At 75.3% G+C, this 16,617-nt stretch carries 19 protein-coding genes and 1 pseudogene; 3 read left to right on the forward strand and 17 right to left on the reverse strand.

Annotated features, from left to right (window positions below; translation table 11 throughout):
• Window positions 1-77: 77 nt before the first annotated feature.
• The 16 genes and pseudogenes from E9565_RS07365 to E9565_RS07440 all read right to left on the reverse strand — a co-directional run bounded on the left by E9565_RS07365 (window position 78) and on the right by E9565_RS07440 (window position 12,269).
• Window positions 78-1,016, reverse strand: a complete 939-nt coding sequence (locus E9565_RS07365; RefSeq protein ID WP_236824548.1) for a tyrosine recombinase XerC — start codon at window positions 1,014-1,016, stop codon at window positions 78-80.
• Between the two features lie 31 nt (window positions 1,017-1,047).
• Window positions 1,048-2,298, reverse strand: a complete 1,251-nt coding sequence (gene dprA, locus E9565_RS07370) for a DNA-processing protein DprA (protein ID WP_236824549.1) — start codon at window positions 2,296-2,298, stop codon at window positions 1,048-1,050.
• On the reverse strand, window positions 2,295-2,510 hold the full coding sequence (locus E9565_RS07375) for a hypothetical protein (RefSeq protein WP_236834440.1): 216 nt from the start codon (window positions 2,508-2,510) through the stop codon (window positions 2,295-2,297). Before E9565_RS07375 ends, dprA begins: the two co-directional genes overlap by 4 nt.
• 83 nt (window positions 2,511-2,593) lie before the next feature.
• Window positions 2,594-3,763: pseudogene (locus E9565_RS07380) on the reverse strand (YifB family Mg chelatase-like AAA ATPase); the annotation flags it as partial.
• 47 nt (window positions 3,764-3,810) lie between these two features.
• Window positions 3,811-4,170: a YraN family protein gene (locus tag E9565_RS07385; RefSeq protein WP_236824551.1), complete on the reverse strand. Its 360-nt coding sequence runs from the start codon at window positions 4,168-4,170 to the stop codon at window positions 3,811-3,813.
• Between the two features lie 79 nt (window positions 4,171-4,249).
• The gene (locus tag E9565_RS07390) at window positions 4,250-4,570 is read right to left on the reverse strand and encodes a DUF2469 domain-containing protein (RefSeq protein ID WP_029432918.1); all 321 of its coding nucleotides are present in this window, start codon (window positions 4,568-4,570) and stop codon (window positions 4,250-4,252) included.
• Entirely contained in the window at window positions 4,567-5,355 is a 789-nt protein-coding gene (locus E9565_RS07395) for a ribonuclease HII (protein ID WP_236834441.1), read from the reverse strand. The genes E9565_RS07390 and E9565_RS07395 overlap by 4 nt, the downstream gene beginning before the upstream one ends.
• Before the next feature lie 109 nt (window positions 5,356-5,464).
• Window positions 5,465-6,187, reverse strand: a complete 723-nt coding sequence (locus E9565_RS07400; RefSeq protein WP_236834442.1) for a response regulator transcription factor — start codon at window positions 6,185-6,187, stop codon at window positions 5,465-5,467.
• A gap of 146 nt (window positions 6,188-6,333) precedes the next feature.
• Window positions 6,334-7,260 (reverse strand): signal peptidase I, encoded by a 927-nt coding sequence (lepB, locus tag E9565_RS07405; protein WP_236824554.1) that lies wholly within the window; start codon window positions 7,258-7,260, stop codon window positions 6,334-6,336.
• A 79-nt stretch (window positions 7,261-7,339) separates the two neighbouring features.
• The gene (gene rplS, locus E9565_RS07410; protein WP_091933693.1) at window positions 7,340-7,696 is read right to left on the reverse strand and encodes a 50S ribosomal protein L19; all 357 of its coding nucleotides are present in this window, start codon (window positions 7,694-7,696) and stop codon (window positions 7,340-7,342) included.
• A gap of 146 nt (window positions 7,697-7,842) precedes the next feature.
• Window positions 7,843-8,340 carry an NUDIX hydrolase gene (locus E9565_RS07415; protein WP_236834443.1) on the reverse strand — a complete coding sequence of 166 codons (498 nt, stop codon included), beginning with the start codon at window positions 8,338-8,340 and terminating at the stop codon, window positions 7,843-7,845.
• Window positions 8,333-9,070 (reverse strand): tRNA (guanosine(37)-N1)-methyltransferase TrmD, encoded by a 738-nt coding sequence (trmD, locus tag E9565_RS07420; protein ID WP_236824556.1) that lies wholly within the window; start codon window positions 9,068-9,070, stop codon window positions 8,333-8,335. The genes E9565_RS07415 and trmD overlap by 8 nt, the downstream gene beginning before the upstream one ends.
• Window positions 9,067-9,612 (reverse strand): ribosome maturation factor RimM, encoded by a 546-nt coding sequence (rimM, locus tag E9565_RS07425; protein WP_236834444.1) that lies wholly within the window; start codon window positions 9,610-9,612, stop codon window positions 9,067-9,069. The genes trmD and rimM overlap by 4 nt, the downstream gene beginning before the upstream one ends.
• 12 nt (window positions 9,613-9,624) lie before the next feature.
• Entirely contained in the window at window positions 9,625-9,861 is a 237-nt protein-coding gene (locus E9565_RS07430) for an RNA-binding protein (protein ID WP_091933685.1), read from the reverse strand.
• A 3-nt stretch (window positions 9,862-9,864) separates the two neighbouring features.
• Window positions 9,865-10,314 carry a 30S ribosomal protein S16 gene (gene rpsP, locus E9565_RS07435; RefSeq protein WP_236824558.1) on the reverse strand — a complete coding sequence of 150 codons (450 nt, stop codon included), beginning with the start codon at window positions 10,312-10,314 and terminating at the stop codon, window positions 9,865-9,867.
• A 206-nt stretch (window positions 10,315-10,520) separates the two neighbouring features.
• A complete protein-coding gene (locus tag E9565_RS07440; protein WP_236834445.1) occupies window positions 10,521-12,269 on the reverse strand; it encodes a proline--tRNA ligase in 1,749 nt (582 codons plus the stop codon).
• A gap of 592 nt (window positions 12,270-12,861) precedes the next feature.
• Between E9565_RS07440 and E9565_RS07445 the strand changes: the two genes are divergently transcribed.
• Entirely contained in the window at window positions 12,862-13,542 is a 681-nt protein-coding gene (locus E9565_RS07445; protein ID WP_236824561.1) for a response regulator transcription factor, read from the forward strand.
• Complete coding sequence (locus E9565_RS23155; protein WP_236824562.1) at window positions 13,539-14,789, forward strand: HAMP domain-containing sensor histidine kinase; 1,251 nt, start codon at window positions 13,539-13,541, stop codon at window positions 14,787-14,789. The genes E9565_RS07445 and E9565_RS23155 overlap by 4 nt, the downstream gene beginning before the upstream one ends.
• On the opposite strand, the gene E9565_RS07455 is transcribed toward E9565_RS23155, so the two are convergent.
• Window positions 14,790-14,960, reverse strand: coding sequence for a hypothetical protein (locus E9565_RS07455; protein WP_236824563.1), 171 nt, complete (start codon window positions 14,958-14,960; stop codon window positions 14,790-14,792).
• 122 nt (window positions 14,961-15,082) lie between these two features.
• Here E9565_RS07455 and E9565_RS07460 point away from each other — a divergent pair, with 122 nt between their 5' ends.
• A complete protein-coding gene (locus tag E9565_RS07460; RefSeq protein ID WP_236834446.1) occupies window positions 15,083-16,612 on the forward strand; it encodes an LCP family protein in 1,530 nt (509 codons plus the stop codon).
• The last annotated feature ends 5 nt before the right edge of the window (window positions 16,613-16,617 follow it).

Below are 16,617 nucleotides of genomic sequence, written 5' to 3' on the forward strand. Positions count from 1 at the left end.
TCGTGCTGCGCGGGCACCGTCCGTGGTCCCGCGTGGTCCTGACTGCCGCTGCAGGCCCCGCCACCCGGCCGCACGCCTCAGGCACGGGGGTGCGCCTGGGCGTGGACCGCACGGAGCCGCTCGACCGTCACGTGCGTGTAGATCTGTGTCGTCGCGAGGCTAGCGTGACCGAGCAGTTCCTGGACGGAACGCAGGTCCGCGCCGCCCTCCAGGACGTGCGTCGCAGCGGAGTGCCGGAGCCCGTGCGGGCCGATGTCGGGCGCTCCCGGGACGCCGGCCGTCGCGGCGTGCACCGTGCGGCGGGCCTCGCGGGCGTCGAGCCGGCCGCCCCGCAGGCCGAGCAGCAGCGCGGGCCCCGAACCCGGCCTGGCCAGGGCCGGCCGCCCGCGGGTGAGCCAGGCCTCCAGCGCCCGCTCGGCGGGCAGGCCGTAGGGGACGCTGCGCTCCTTGCGCCCCTTGCCCAGGACGCGCAGCAGCCGCCGCCCGCGGTCGACGTCGTCGACGTCCAGGCCGACGAGCTCGCTGACCCGGATCCCGCTGGCGTAGAGCAGCTCCAGCACGACCGCGTCCCGGAGCTGCACCGGCTCCTCGGCCCCCGCAGCGCTCTCCACCAGGGCCCGCGCCTGCTCGGGCGCCAGAACGTCGGGCAGGGTGCGGTGCGCCTTCGGGCTGACCAGCCGCTGGCCGACGTCCTCGGGGGTGAGGCCGGCCCGGCGCAGCCAGGCGGTGAACGACCGCGCCGCGGAGGCGTGCCGGGCGGTGGTCGACCGGCTGTGCCCGCGGGTGCGCCCCTGGGCCAGCCAGCTGCGCAGGGCGGCGAGGTCGAGGTCGTGCGGCTGGGTGCCGCTGCGCCGGGCGAGGTGGTCCAGCAGCCGGGCCACGTCCCCGACGTAGCTGCGGACGGTGTTCGCCGACAGGTCGCGCTGCCCGGTCAGGTGCTCCTCGAAGCCGGCCAGCGCCTCGGCCAGCGCGGGCGGCAGCCCGGCGCGGACCTCGTCGGTGCTGGGGGTGGCCACGGGGGCACGGTCCGTCGGCTCCCGCCGCCGGTCAAGGCGCCGCGCCGGGCGGCTTCGGCGGCGGGGCCAGCCGCCAGCCGGTGCCGGTCCACTCGACGAGCTGGGCGAGCTCCAGGGCGGGCAGCACCCGGAGCACGTCCAGCACGTCGCAGCCCGCGCCCCGCGCCAGCCGCTCGGGGCCGACGCCGGTGCGCACCGGGCAGGCGTCGAGCACGCGGACGGCGACGTCGGAGAGCCCGTCCCGCGGCGAGTCCGGGCGCTCCACCGGCGGGGCGAGGTCCTCGCCGAGGCGGCCGACCGCCTCGACGACGTGGGCGGCGGAGGTCACCAGGACGGCCCCGACGTGCTCGTCGCGCAGCAGCTCGTGGCAGCCCACCGACAACGCGCTGGTCACCGGCCCGGGCACCACCATCACGGGGCGGCCGAGCTTCTGCGCGCGGTGCGCCGTGGCCTGGGCACCCGAACGGGCCGCCGCCTCCACGACGACCGTCCCCCGCGTCAGCGCCGCGATGAGGCGGTTGCGGACGAGGAAGCGGTGCCGCAGAGGGGCGCAGCCCGGTGGCCACTCGCTCACCAGCAGGCCGTCCTCGGCGATCCGGTGGAACAGGGCACCGTTGCCGGCCGGGTAGGGGCGGTCGACACCGCAGGAGAGCACCGCGACCGTGGGCGCCCCGGCGGCCAGCGCCCCGCGGTGGGCGGCCCCGTCGATGCCGAAGGCGCCGCCGGAGACGACGGTCCAGCCCCGCTCACCGAGCTGGTGCCCCAGCTCCCCGGCCACGTGCTCGCCGTAGGCGCTGGAGGCGCGGGCACCCACCACGGCGACCGAGCGCTCCGTGAGCACGTCGAGCCGGGCGGCGCCGCGGACCCACAGCGCCACCGGCGGCACCAGCGCCCGGGTGCGGTCGGTCTGGTCCTTCCGGTCGACCGGCTCCTCGGCGACCGCGACCGTCAGCGCGTGCAGCGCGTAGGCGGGCCACTCGTCGTCCTCGGGCACGACGAGCCGGGCACCGCACCGCTCGGCGCGGCGCAGGTCGGCGAGGGTGGCGTCCTCCTCCGCCCGCGCGCCGACCAGCGACCGGGTGCCGGACGGCGCGTTCCCCGCCCGCAGCCGCCGCACCGCCTCGACCGGGCCGACGTCCTCGACCCAGCGCCAGAGGTCGACCGTGCCCGGCTCCACCGCCCGGCTGAGCCACGCCCGCGCCCGGCGCAGCCCCGGGTGCACCACGCCGGCCTCCGGCGGCGCCGCGGCGGCGTCCTCCAGGTCTTCCTCGAGGGTGGTCACGCCGCGGCCCGCTGCAGCCGCATGCCGAGGGCCTCGGCGACGTCGTCCGCGGACGGCACGGCCCGGCCGGCCAGGTCCGCCACCGTCCACGCCACCCGCACCACCCGGTCGAACCCGCGCACCGAGATCGACCCCCGCTCCAGCGCCCGCTCGGCCAGCCGCAGCGACGCCCGCGGGACGGCGAACCGGTCGCGCAGCAGGCGGCCGGGCACCTCGCTGTTGAGCTGCAGGCCCGCGCCACCGCCCGCGCCCGCGCCACCGCCCGTGCCCGCGCGACCCGGGCGGCGACGACGGCGGTGGACTCCGGCGCCGGGAGGCCGTCCAGCCAGGCCGCCCGGGTGACCGGCGGCAGCTCGACCCGCAGGTCCACGCGGTCCAGCAGCGGCCCGGACAGGCGGGCCTGGTAGCGCCGCCGCTCCAGCGGGCTGCAGGTGCAGGCGGTGTCGCCCGCGGCGGTCGCGCACGGGCAGGGGTTCGCGGCCAGCACCAGCTGCGCCCGGCACGGGAACGTGGCGGCACCGGCGGCCCGCTGGATGGTGACCTGGCCGCGTTCCAGCGGCTGGCGGAGCGTGTCGAGCACCGCCCGCGGGAACTCCGGCGCCTCGTCCAGGAAGAGCACGCCACGGTGGGCCCGGCAGAGCGCGCCGGGCCGGATCTGGCCCGAGCCGCCACCGATCAGCGCCGCCATCGTCGCCGAGTGGTGCGGCGCCTCGAAGGTCGGCCGGGTGACCAGCGGCGCCTCCGGCGGCAGGGTGCCCGCGATGGAGTGGATGGCGGTGACCTCGAGCGCCGCCTCCTCGTCCAGGGGCGGCAGCAGCCCGGGCAGCCGCTCGGCGAGCATCGTCTTCCCGGCCCCGGGCGGCCCGGCGAGGTGGAGGTGGTGCCCACCGGCGGCGGCGATCTCCACCGCCCGGCGGCCCGCGGCCTGCCCGACGACGTCCCCGAGGTCCGGGACGGGCGGCTGCGCGGGCTGCGCACCGCGGACGTGCGGCACCAGCCGCTCGGCGCCCTGCAGGTGGGCGACCAGCTCGGCCAGGGTGGCGACGGCGAGCACCTCGACCCGGTCGACCAGGGCGGCCTCGGCCGCGTTCGCCGCCGGGACCACGACCTGCCCGTGCCCGGCCCGTGCGGCGGCGAGCACGGCGGGCAGGACGCCGCGGATCGCCCGCACCGAGCCGTCCAGCCCGAGCTCGCCCAGCAGCACCAGCCGGTCGACGGCCGCCTCGGGCACCGCCCCGGCGGCGGCGAGCACGGCCGCGGCCAGGGCGAGGTCGAAGCCGCTGCCCTGCTTGGGCATCGACGCCGGCGACAGCCCGATGGTGACCCGGCGGACGGGGAACTCGCCGCCGGCGTTGGCGATCGCGGCACGCACCCGGTCGACCGACTGGCGCACCACGGCGTCGGGCAGCCCGACCAGCGCCACCCCGGGGAGCCCGGCGGCGATGTCGACCTCCACCTCCACCATGGCCCCGCGGACCCCGGCGAGGCCGACCGACCACGTGCGGGCGAGCGTCACGAGAACGCCCCCCGCAGGTGCGTGACGACCGCCGGGCGGTCCGGGTGGACGAGCACGCCCACGACGTCGAAGCGCACCTGGGGCGCGTGCTCGTCGTGCGCGGCCAGCCAGCGCTGCGCCAGCACCCGGATCCGGCGCCGCTTCGCCGGCGTCACCGCCTCCACCGGGTGGCCGTAGCCGGTGCCACGCCGCGTCTTCACCTCGCAGAAGACCAGGGCGTCGCCCTCGCGCGCGACGAGGTCGAGCTCGCCCTCGCGGCAGCGCCAGTTGCGGTCCAGCACGCGCAGGCCGGCGTCGGTCAGGTGGGCGACGGCGATGCGTTCACCGCGGGCGCCGAGGTCGGTCGTGGGAGGCACCCCCCGACCGTGCCGCTCCCGGCCGGGCGGGCCCAGCCCCGGCGGGAGTCTGTGGAAAGGCGCGGAGGGGTGTGGACGGCTATGGGAGGCGGGGGCCGTCCGGCAGCTCGAGGTCGGGCTTGTCGAGCTCCTCGACGTTGACGTCCTTGAAGGTCAGCACCCGCACGTTGCGCACGAACCGGGCGGGCCGGTACATGTCCCACACCCAGGCGTCGGAGAGCTTGAGCTCGAAGAAGACCTCTCCCCCGGCCTCGCGCACCTGCAGGTCCACGGAGTTGGCCAGGTAGAACCGGCGCTCGGTCTCCACCACGTAGGTGAACTGCCGGACGATGTCCCGGTACTCGCGATAGAGCTGCAGCTCCATCTCGGTCTCGTACTTCTCGAGGTCCTCGGTGCTCATCGGTCCTCGGTGCTCGTCAGGGCTCGGGACGCAGGGCGCATGGTCCCATCATCGACCATGGGGCCCGAACCGGTCAGGTGGGTGGTCCGCGCGGCGTGCGCGTCGCGGGCGCTCCGGACGTTCACGAACCGCATCCGGTGCGCGGGGCACGGGCCGTGGCGCTCCAGCGCCGCGGTGTGCACGTCGGTGATGTAGCCCTTGTGGCCCGCGAAGTCGTACTCCGGCCAGCGCTCGTGCAGCTCCAGCATGAGGCGGTCCCGCGTCACCTTGGCCAGCACCGAGGCGGCGGCCACGCAGGCGGCCACCCGGTCGCCCTTCCACACGGCCAGCCCCGGACGGGCCAGCCCGGGCACGGGGAAGCCGTCGGTCAGCACGTAGTCCGGGCCGGGGTCGAGCGCGCAGACCGCGCGGCGCAGCGCCTCGATGTTGGTGACGTGCATGCCGCGGGCGTCGAGGTCCTCCACCGGCAGGACGACGACCGACCACGAGACCGCGCGGTCGACGATCTCGTCGTAGGCCCGCTCCCGCGCGGCCGCGGTGAGCAGCTTGGAGTCGGCCAGTCCCGGGACGCGGCCGCGGCGCCCCGCGGGCAGGATGCAGGCCGCGGCGACCAGCGGCCCGGCGCAGGCCCCCCGGCCGGCCTCGTCGGCCCCGGCGATCGCCGAGAACCCGCGCCGGCGCAGCGCGCGCTCCATGTCCCAGAGCGCATCGGGCCGGTCGTCGGCGACGCCGCGCCGGGCAGGGACCGCCGGCGCGGATCGGGTGGAGGTGGGACGAGCGGGCATCGCGGCACGACAGTACGACGGCGCGCCGGTCCCGCGACCACCCCCCGGACGCCTCGCAGGCCGGCTCCCCGGGCAGGGGGACCGGCCTGGGGGCCCGGGGATGACCGGGTCAGACGTCGGCGGTCGCCTCGGGCGAGCCGACCGGTTCCGGGTGCGCGCCGCAGCTGCAGCCCGGGGTGCGGTTGGACAGGACCAGCGACACCGCGTGCGCCCGGTCGCGGGCACCCAGCTTGCGCAGGATCGCCTTCACGTGGGACTTGACGGTGTCCTCGCTGATGAATAGGTTGCGGCCGATCTGGCGGTTGGACTGGCCCTGGAGCAGCTCGTCGAGCACGTCCTGCTCGCGGCGGGTCAGCGGGACCTCGGGGGTGAACGGCTTGGCCGCGGGCACCGCGGAGGGCTCCACCCGGCGGATCTGCGGGTCGACCACGGTGCGCCCGGCACGGGCGGCGAGGACGGCCCAGCCGAGCAGCGTCGGCGAGGTGTTGATCATCAGGTAGCCGCGGATTCCGGCGGCCAGCGCCTCGTTGACCACCGCCGGGTCCTCCGAGGTGGCCAGCGCGACGATCGTGACCCGCGGGAAGCGGCGCCGCAGGTCGCGGCAGACGTTCAGCGTGGCCGCACGGCCGGAGCCCAGCTCCACCACGACGGCGTCGGGGCGGGCGGACTCGACCAGCGTGAGGGCCCGCCGCAGCTCGCCGGGGGTGCCGACCGCCTGCATGCCGGCCGTCTCGTTGATCATGCTCACCAGCCCCCGGCGCAGGACGGGCGCGTCGGCGAGGAGGAGCACGCGGGTGATGCCGCGCGCGGTGCTCGCCATGGGTGCAGACACAACTGACTCCGTTTCACTTCCGGGAACGTGCAATCAGTCCATCGGAAGGGTGAAACGGTTGCTTGAATGCTTTTCCAGCATTTCTTCGATCAGTTCTCGAGGCCATTCCGTGTGCATGCGCCGATCACACCCGTAACGGCCCGTGGTCACCGCGGCGGCGGGTTCCTCCGCACCCGGCGCCAGGCGGTGAGCGGCACCGCTCCCGCCAGCCCGACCGCCCAGGGCAGCACCGCCACCGCACCGGCCGCTCCCACGGGCGCGACCGGCGGCACCGTCCCGCTGGCCTCCAGGCCCTGGATGTCGGGTGAGTCCAGCAGCCCGAACCGGTCCAGCGGCCAGACGATGACCGCAGCCTTGCCGATGACGTCGTCGACGGCGATGGTGCCCGCGTACTGGTCGCCCACGTGGGAGCGCGAGTCCGCCGACGCCGACCGGTGGTCACCCATGACCCACAGCCGGCCCTCGGGCACCGTCACCGGACCGAACGGCCGGCTCTCGATCGGCGAGTCCTCGTGGATGTAGGGCTCGTCCAGCGGCTCGCCGTCGACGGTGACCCGGCCCTCGACGTCGCAGCACTGGACGGTCTGCCCCTCGGTGGCGATGACGCGCTTGACGAAGTCGTCCTCGCTCGGCGGCGCCACCCCGATCGTGCGGCCGAGCCACAGCAGCGCGCCGGTGAACCAGTTGTCCGGGTCGTCGACCGCGATCTCCGGCGTCCACGTGTCGGGGCCCCGGAACACCACGATGTCGCCGGGCTCGGGCTCGCCGAACCAGTAGGGCACCTTGTTGACCAGCACCCGGTCACCTGTGCAACCGGTGCAGCCGTGCAGCGTCTGCTCCATCGAGCCGGACGGGATGAAGAACGCCTGCACGAAGAAGGTCTTGACGACCAGGGCGAGCACGAACGCGATCAGCAGCAGGACCGGCAGCTCGCGCAGCAGGGAGCCCTTCTTCGCGCCACCCCTGCGGCGGCGGGCAGCGTCGGCCGCCGGCGCGGCTCCCGTGCTGTCGTCGGGCTCGTCGGGCTCACCCGGGACGACGTCGGCGGGCCCCCCGGGCCGGTCGCTGCTCATCAGGAGCCAGCGTACGGCGCGGGGGGCCCGCCGGGTTCCAGCCGGTCGAGCCGGCCGGGGACGTGTCCTCGCGGAGAGGTCAGCGCGCGACGGTCTCGCGCTTCTCCTTGATCTTGGCGGCCTTGCCGCGCAGCTCGCGGAGGTAGTAGAGCTTGGCGCGGCGCACGTCACCGCGGGTCAGCACCTCGATCTTCTCGACGACGGGGGTGTGCACCGGGAAGGTGCGCTCGACCCCGACACCGAAGCTGACCTTGCGCACGGTGAAGGTCTCGCGGATGCCGCCGCCCTGACGGCGGATGACGACGCCCTGGAAGACCTGGATGCGCGAGCGGTTGCCCTCGATGACGCGGACGTGCACCTTGACGGTGTCACCCGGGCGGAACGAGGGGATGTCGTCGCGCAACGAGTCGGCGTCGAGTGCGTCCAGGGTGTTCATCTCGGCAGTCCTCAGTCTCAGGTGGCTCGTTCTCGGTCCGGACAGCGGCTTGCCCCGGCTGTCCGTTCCGGGGAGCTGCGGCTCCGGTGCGGAGCTCCCGACAGCCCGGCCGTCGGTCAGCAGCGACTCTCTACTGTGCCACACCGTCAGCCGACGATGCGCGGCGGCCCCGTCCACGGCCCCGCCCGCAGCTCCGCCACCAGCGCGGCGAGGTCGGCCGGGACGAAGGCGTCGCCGGCCGCGAGCTCGGCCGTCGTCCACCACCGGTGCGGCTCGTCGGCGAGGACCTCGAGCTCGGTGAGCGCCCCGGGGACCACGTCGTGGACGACGTCGCGAAGCACGAAGAAGGTCTCGCGGGTGTCGAAGACCTGCGCGCCGAAAGGTCCGACGTGCCGGCGCAGCCACACCGGGCCCTCCAGCGCGGCCGGCCCGACGTGCAGCCCGATCTCCTCGGCGAGCTCCCGGACGGCGGCCGCGCGCAGCGTCTCGCCGTCCTCCACCCCCCCGCCGGGCGTGTACCAGAACAGCACCTCGCCGGGCGGCACGGACGAGTCGGGCAGGCGGGCGCCGAGCAGCAGCACCCGGCCGTCGGGGTCGAGGACGACGACGCGCGCCGTCGTCCGCTGCACGGGCCGGTCAGCCACCGGCCAGCGCCGCCCGCTCCGCGTCGGTGAGGGCGTCCTCGGGCAGGGCGGCCAGCAGGTCGGGACGGCGGGCGGCGGTCCGGCGCAGCGACTCTGCCCGCCGCCAGCGCGCGATGGCCGCGTGGTCGCCCGACAGCAGCACCGGCGGCACCTCGTGGCCCCGCCAGTTCGCCGGCCGCGTGTACGAGGGGCCCTCGAGCAGCCCGTCGGCGTGCGAGTCGAGCTCGGCGGACTCCCGGTTGCCGAGCACCCCGGGGAGAAGCCGGGTGACGGCCTCGGTCATCACGAGCACGGCGGACTCACCGCCGGCGAGCACGTAGTCGCCGATGGAGACCTCGGAGACCGGGCCCGCCTCGGCGGCCCAGTCGGCGACGCGCTGGTCGATGCCCTCGTAGCGGCCGCAGGCGAAGACCAGCCCCGGCTCGGCCGCCCACTCCACCGCCATCGCGTGGGTGAACGGGCGCCCGGCGGGGGTCGGGACCACCAGCCGCGTGCCGGGCGGGCGGACGGCGTCGAGCGCGCGGCCCCACGGCTCGGGCTTCATCACCATGCCCGGGCCGCCGCCGTAGGGGGCGTCGTCGACGGTGCGGTGCACGTCGTCGGTCCACTGGCGCAGGTCGTGGACACCGACGGTGACCAGGCCCCGCTCGATGGCCTTGCCCAGCAGCGACTGGCGCAGCGGCGCCAGGTACTCCGGGAAGATCGTGACGACGTCGATCCGGAAGCTCACAGGTCGAGCAGCCCCTCGGGCGGGTCGACCACGACGAAGCCGCCGGCGACGTCGACGGTCGGCACGATCGCCGTCACGAACGGGACCAGCGCGTCCCCGCCCTCGGCCCTGCGGACGACCAGCAGGTCCTGCGCCTCGTGGCGCACCGCGGTGACCTCGCCCAGCACAGTCCCGTCGGGGAGCCGGGCGGCCAGCCCGACGAGCTGGTGGTCGTAGTAGGACTCGGGGTCGTCGAGCTCGGGCAGGTCGGCGACCCGGACGAGCAGGAGGGTGTTGCGCAGCTCGTCGACGGCCTCGCGGACGTCGTAGACGCCGCCGCCGGGCCCGGCGAGCTGGAGCAGCAGCGTGCCGCTGTGCCACCGCCGGTCGACGACGGTCAGCGGGCCGCGGTCGGCCGGGTCGGTCAGGAGCACCGCCCCGGGGGCGAAGCGCCCCTCCGGGTCGTCGGTGCGGACCTCGACGGTGGCCAGACCACGGACACCGTGGGGCCGGCCGATGCGGCCGACCACCACGGTGTCGGTGTATTCGTCCTGCGTGCTCAAAGGAGCCGGTGCTCAGCGCCCGTCGGTGTCGACGACGTCGACCCGCAGGCCCCGTCCGCCGACCCCGGTCATCACCTGGCGCAGCGCCTTGGCGGTGCGCCCGCCCCGACCGATGACCTTGCCGAGGTCGTCCGGGTGGACCCGGACCTCGAGGGTCTTGCCGCGGCGGTTGGTGAGCAGGTCGACGGTGACGTCGTCGGGGTTGTCGACGATGCCCCTGACCAGGTGCTCGAGCGCTTCTTCGAGCACGTCTTACTCGGCCGGCGTCTCGGCCGGAGCAGCCTCGGCGGCGTCCGCCGCGGGGGCGTCGGCCTTCGGGGCGGCCTTCTTCTTCGGGGTGGTGGCGCCGGCGGCCGGCTCGTCCATGCCCGCCCGGACGGCCTCCTCGTAGAGGGCCTTCTTGTCCGGCTTCGGGGCAGCGACCTTCATGGGGGCCGGGGCCGGCTCGCCCTTGAACTTCTGCCAGTCACCGGTCACGCGGAAGATGGCGGCGACGGCCTCGGTCGGCTGCGCGCCGACACCCAGCCAGTACTGCGCCCGCTCGCTGTCGACCTCGATGAAGGAGGGCTCCTCCTTCGGGTGGTACTTGCCGATCGTCTCGATCGAGCGACCGTCCCGCTTGGTGCGGGCGTCGGCGACGACGATGCGGTAGTACGGGGCGCGCATCTTGCCCAGGCGCATGAGCTTGATCTTGGTGGCCACGGTGTGTGGTGTTCTCCTCGAACGCGTTTTCGGGTGCTCGCCGGAGCGACGTGTGGGGGTACGCCGGGGCGGAGCCAGGGACACGCACGTCACCGGTGAGAGGGCCGCCGACGCCGTGTTCGACCGACCATGATGCCAGAAGAAGGACCCCGACCTCCTCCCGGCCTCGCGAGCTCGGACGCGAGCCTCTGGACGGGGCCGGGAGGCTACCTCCGGACGGCGGCCACCACGCGGGCGGCGGCGTCGGCCACGGGGACCTCCTCGCGCTCGCCGGTGGCCCGGTCGCGCACCTCGATCACGCCCTCGGCCAGGCCGCGGCCCACGGTGACGATCGTCGGCATGCCGAGCAGCTCGGCGTCCTTGAACTTCACCCCGGGCGAGACCTTCGGCCGGTCGTCGTAGAGCACCGTGAGGCCCGCGTCCACGAGCTCACGGGCCAGCGCGTCGGCGGCCTCGAAGACGGCGGCGTCCTTGCCGGTGGCGACGACGTGGACGTCGGCCGGGGCGACCTCGCGGGGCCAGACCAGGCCCAGCTCGTCGTGGGTGGACTCGGCGATCGCGGCCACCGCGCGTGAGACACCGATGCCGTAGGAGCCCATCGTGACCGTGACGAGCTTGCCGTTCTCGTCGAGGACCTTCAGCTCCAGCGCCTCGGCGTACTTGCGGCCGAGCTGGAAGATGTGGCCGATCTCCACGCCGCGGGCGAGCTCCAGCGGGCCCGAGCCGTCGGGCGCGGGGTCGCCGGCGAGCACCTCGGCGGCCTCGATGACGCCGTCCCAGGTGAAGTCGCGGCCGGCGACCAGGTCGAACACGTGCTTGCCGGGCTCGTTGGCGCCGGTGATCCAGCGGGTGCCGGTGACCACGCGCGGGTCGACCAGGTAGCGGATCCCCGACCGGCTCCCGCTGCCGAGCGCCTGCGGGCCGATGTAGCCCTTGACCAGCGCCGGGTGCTCGTCGAAGTCGGCGAACGGCTCGACCTCGGCCGGGACCACCTGGGCCTCCAGCCGCTTGAGGTCGACCTCGCGGTCGCCGGGGATGCCGATGACCAGCGGCTCGCGGGTGCCGTCGGGGTGCACCAGCAGGACGACGACGTTCTTCAGCGTCGAGGCCGCGGTGTAGCCCTCCTCGGGGAACATCTCCTGCGCGGCGGCGACCAGCGTCTCGATGGTCGGGGTGTCGGGGGTGTCCTCGACGTGCGCCTCGGGCAGGCCCTCGAGCGGGATGTCGTCGGGGACGACGGTGGTGACCGCCTCGACGTTGGCCGCGTAGCCGCCGGCCGACCGGACGAAGGTGTCCTCGCCGATCTCGGTCGGGTGCAGGAACTCCTCGCTCTTCGAGCCGCCCATGGCCCCCGACATCGCCGAGACGATGGCGTACTCGAGGCCCAGCCGGTCGAAGATCCTGATGTAGGCGTCGCGGTGCGCGGCGTAGGACTTGTCCAGCCCGGCGTCGTCGACGTCGAAGGAGTAGCTGTCCTTCATCGTGAACTCGCGGCCGCGCAGCAGGCCGGCCCGGGGCCGCGCCTCGTCCCGGAACTTGGTCTGGATCTGGTACAGCGAGAGCGGCAGGTCCTTGTAGGACGAGTACAGGTCCTTCACCAGGAGCGTGAACATCTCCTCGTGCGTGGGGCCGAGCAGGTGGTCCACCCCGCGGCGGTCCTTCAGCCGGAAGAGGTTGTCGCCGTACTCGGTCCAGCGGCCGGTGGCCTCGTAGGGCTCCTTGGGCAGCAGCGCGGGGAAGTGCACCTCCTGCGCGCCCATCGCGTCCATCTCCTCGCGGATGATGCGCTCGACGTTGCGGAAGACGCGGAAGCCCAGCGGCAGCCAGGTGAACCCACCGGGGGCGGCCCGCCGGATGTAGCCGGCCCGCGCGAGCAACCGGTGGCTGGCGACCTCGGCGTCGGCCGGGTCGTCCCGGAGGGTCCGCAGGAACAGGGTCGACATCCGCAGCAGCACGACAGGAGTCTCCCAGGACCGGCGGGGCCCGTCCACGCGGACGGCGACCGGAACGCCGAGTCGTCCAGGGCGAAACGGGGTGCGCCGTCGATGCAGGCGACGTGCACGTCGATGTCGTCGTCGTCGTTCTCGAACTCCATCTTCCCCACGTCGTCGGAGGGATCCACCCACCAGCCAGGCGCGGGCACGCCCGCCAGGACGGGCGTGCCGCTGCTGCAGTCGGCGAACACGGTGCCGCCGGACGTCGCGTACTCACCGGTCGCCGAGGCCGGGGACGCGAGCGGCTCGGGCGGGGACCCGTCCGGTGCGGATCCCGTGCGCTCCGGCGCGGTCGAGGACGACGTGGTGGCCGCGACGGGCGACGTGCCCGGGGACGCCGAGGCGTCCACGAGGGACACCGCGAGGAAACCCAGACCGATCGCTGCAGCCGCCGAGGCGGTCCAGGCGGCGCCGAGGAGGACCGGTCGTCTCATGCTGGTTCGTGTCATGGGTCAGACCCTCCGGCGGAGCGGGTTAAGACCACCCCAAGACGACGTCAAGGGAGGGGATCGATCTCCCTCCGGGGGACGGCGGGAACGCTAGCGTCCGCAGCGTGCCGCAACTCCTGGTCGTCGAGGACGACGAGCGCATCCGCTCGGCGCTCATCCGGGCGCTGCGCGACCGGGGGCACGCGGTCAGCTCGGCCGGTACGGCGCTGGACGGGCTGCGCCAGGCCGTCGACGGCCGCCCGGACCTGGTCGTGCTCGACCTCGGCCTCCCCGATCTCGACGGCGGGGAGCTGCTGCGGATGCTCCGTGCGGTGTCGTCCGTCCCGGTGATCGTGGCGACGGCGCGGGACGACGACGGGAGCATCGTGCGGGTCCTCGATGCCGGGGCGGACGACTACGTCCGCAAGCCGTACAGCGCCGACCAGCTCGACGCCCGCATCCGCGCGGTGCTCCGCCGGAGCGGCGCGGCAGACCGGGAGGAGACCGAGCTCAGGATCGGGGACCTGACCGTCGACCCGCGGGGCCGCCGGGTCAGCTACGCCGGCCGGGCGGTCGAGCTGGCCCCGAGGGAGTTCGACCTGCTGGCGTACCTGGCGGCGCGGGCGGGCGCGGTCGTCCCGAGACGGGAGCTGCTCGCGGAGGTGTGGCAGCTGCCCTACGGCGGTCCGGACAAGACCGTCGACGTCCACCTGTCCTGGCTCCGCCGCAAGCTGGGTGCCGAGGGTGCGCGGATGCTGCAGACGGTCCGCGGCGTCGGCGTCCGCCTGACCGAGCCCGAGCCGTGAGGGGCCGCATCACCCTGCTGGTGGCCGCGACGACCTCGGTGGTCCTGCTCGCCTTCCTCCTCCCCGCCGCGTCCCTGGTCGCCCGGGTCGCCGAGGCGCGAGCCCTGGACGCGGGTCAGGCGCAGCTGCAGTTCCTGCTGCCGTCGGTGGGTCTCGAGGACCGGGACCGGGTCGCCGCGGACCTGGCGGGGTTGACCGGGGCGACACGGCTGGGGGTGCTCTGGACCGACGGGACCACCTGGCTCGGCGAGCCGGGCAGCACGACGAGCCCGCCCGCCAGCCCGGTGGTCGACGAGTCGGCTGCGGGGACGCGCCTGGTCCAGCCGGTGGACCGTCCCGACGGGACGGCGGTCATCGAGGTGCTCGTGCCCTCCGAGCAGCTGCGGGCGGGCGTCGCCCGCACCTGGGCGGTGCTGACCGGGCTGGGCATCGCGCTGCTCGGGCTGGCGCTCGTGGTCGCGGACCGGTTGGCCCGCTCGCTCACCCGCCCGGTGACCGATCTGGCGTCCACCGCGCACCGGCTCGGCGGCGGCGACCTGACCGCGCGCGCCACCGTCGCCGGCCCGCCGGAGGTGCGCGAGGTGGGCGAGGCGGTGAACCGGCTGGCCGACCGGATCGGCGAGCTCCTGCTGGCCGAGCGCGAGGCCGCGGCCGACCTGGCGCACCGGCTGCGCACACCGCTGACCGCCCTGCGGCTGGATGCGGAGGGGCTCCCCGCGGCCGAGCGCGCCCGGATCCGGGACGACGTCGACGCGCTGGGCCGCACCGTGGACGCGGTGATCGCCGAGGCCCGCCGCCCGCTGCGGGAAGGGCTCGGTACGGGCTGCGACGCCTCCACGGTGGTGACCGACCGGGTCGCCTTCTGGTCGGTGCTCGCCGAGGACGAGGGACGCGCCCTCCGGTTCACCGGGAGTTCCGGGGCGCTCCCGGTGCGGGTGCCCGCCGACGACCTCGCGGCCGCCGTCGACGCGCTGCTGGGCAACGTCTTCCAGCACACGCCCGAAGGCACCCCCGTGGGCGTGGAGGTCCGGGTGCGGGAGGGCGGCGGGGCGCTGGTCACGGTCGCCGACGGTGGACCGGGGCTGGACGCCGCGGAGCTGCTCGCCCGCGGGCGCAGCGGCGGCGGCTCCACCGGGCTCGGCCTCGACATCGCCCGGCGGACGGCCGAGGCCTCCGGCGGACGGCTGCACGTGTCGTCCTCGCCGGCCGGGACGCGGGTGACCCTGGACCTGGCCCCGCCCTCCTGATCAGGCCGGTTCGGGCACCCCGCCCGGGTCGCCACCGGGGTCGTCGGGCGAGGGCTCGACCGGCGCGGGCGGCAGCGTGTCGGGCGTGTCCGGCGAGAGCTCGCCCGGGTCGTCGGGCACGGGCTCGCCGGGGTCGAGCGGGCGGTCGGGCTCCGGGATCGGGGTGACCATGCGCCCAGTCAACAGCGCCGGTGCCCGGTCGGCACCTCGCGGACGCTCCCCGGGCGGGCCGACCTGGCTACGATCGGGCCGGTCAGAGGCGCATCCACGCCCCCGTCGCGGGGCCGACCGGCGTGAGCGAGGAACCAGTGGGCCGAGACCGCGACCAGCAGGGCGCCCGGCCGCTCCCCCCGCGCCTGGACCCCCGCGCCGGCGGTCGCCCGCGTCCCCGGACCGGGTCCAGCGCGGCCGGGCTGCGGGAGCAGGGCGGCCGCCGCCGGCTCGTGACCGGCAGCCGTGTGGTCGCCGGGCTGCTGTCGGTGCTGCTGCTCGCGGGCTCGGGCTGGGGCTGGTACCTCGGCCAGGTCGCCGACGCGACGGTGAACCGCACCGACGCCATCCCCACCGAGGGCAACGACGGCGACGGCGAGGCGATGAACCTGCTGCTGGTCGGCAACGACAGCCGCAGCAGCCTCACCGAGGAGCAGCTGGCCGAGCTCCAGGCCGGCACCGACTCCGGCATCAACACCGACACGATCATCCTGGTGCACGTGCCCGCCGACGGGTCGCGTGCCTCGTTCGTCTCGTTCCCGCGCGACTCCTGGGTGGAGATCCCTGGCTACGGCGAGGACAAGCTCAACGCCGCCTACGCCTACGGCTACACCGACGCCGACGCCCGGAGCGAGGCCGCCCGCGAGGCGGCCGGGGCGCAGCTGCTGGTCCGGACGATCAGCCGGCTCACCGGGCTGCAGATCGACCACTACGCCGAGGTGGACCTGCTGGGCTTCTTCGAGCTCTCCAGCGTCGTGGGCGGCGTCGAGGTGAACCTCTGCGACGCCGTCGACGACCGCGAGTGGTCCGGTGCGTACTTCCCGGCCGGCCCGCAGACGATCAGCGGCGCCGACGCGCTGAAGTTCGTCCGCCAGCGGCACGGCCTCCCAGGAGGTGACTTCGACCGCATCGTCCGCCAGCAGGTGTTCATCGCCGGCGTGCTGCGCAAGATGCTCTCCCAGGACGTGCTGCTCGACCTCGGCAAGCAGCGCGAGCTCGTGCAGGCCGCCGCGGAGTCGCTCACGGTGGACGAGGACCTGAACCTGCTGCGGCTCGCCGAGCAGATGCAGTCGGTGACCACGGGCAGCATCGAGTTCCAGACCGTGCCCAACCTCGGGATCGACCGGGAGGGTGCCGCCTCGATCGTCCGGCTGGAGGACGAGGCGACGCTCGAGCGCTTCTTCGCCGAGCTCTCGTCCGAGCCCGAGGAGGCCCCCGCCGAGGAAGCGGTGCCGCCGGAGGCCGCCGACCCCGCCGACGTCCCGGTCGCGGTCTTCAACGGATCGGGCACGAGCGGCCTGGCGGCCGACGCGCAGGCCGAGCTCGAGGAGGGTGGCTTCCCCGTCGTCTCCACCGGCAACGCCGACAGCTCCGGCTACGAGCAGACCGAGATCCGGCACGCCGCGGGCGACGAGGCGCTGGCCGCCGCGCTCGCCGCCGTCGTCCCCGGCGCCGTCGTCCGGCTCGTCGACGACGCCGCGCCGGGCACCGTGCAGCTGGTCCTGGGCGCGGACTTCAACGGCATCGGCCAGGCCGTGACCGCCCAGCCGCCGTCGGCACCGGCCGAGGGCGAGGGCGCCCGCACCGCCGCCGACACCGGCTGCATCAACTGAGGGGC

The sequence above is a fragment of the Blastococcus sp. KM273129 genome, from assembly GCF_021698995.1.
Taxonomy (GTDB): domain Bacteria; phylum Actinomycetota; class Actinomycetes; order Mycobacteriales; family Geodermatophilaceae; genus Blastococcus.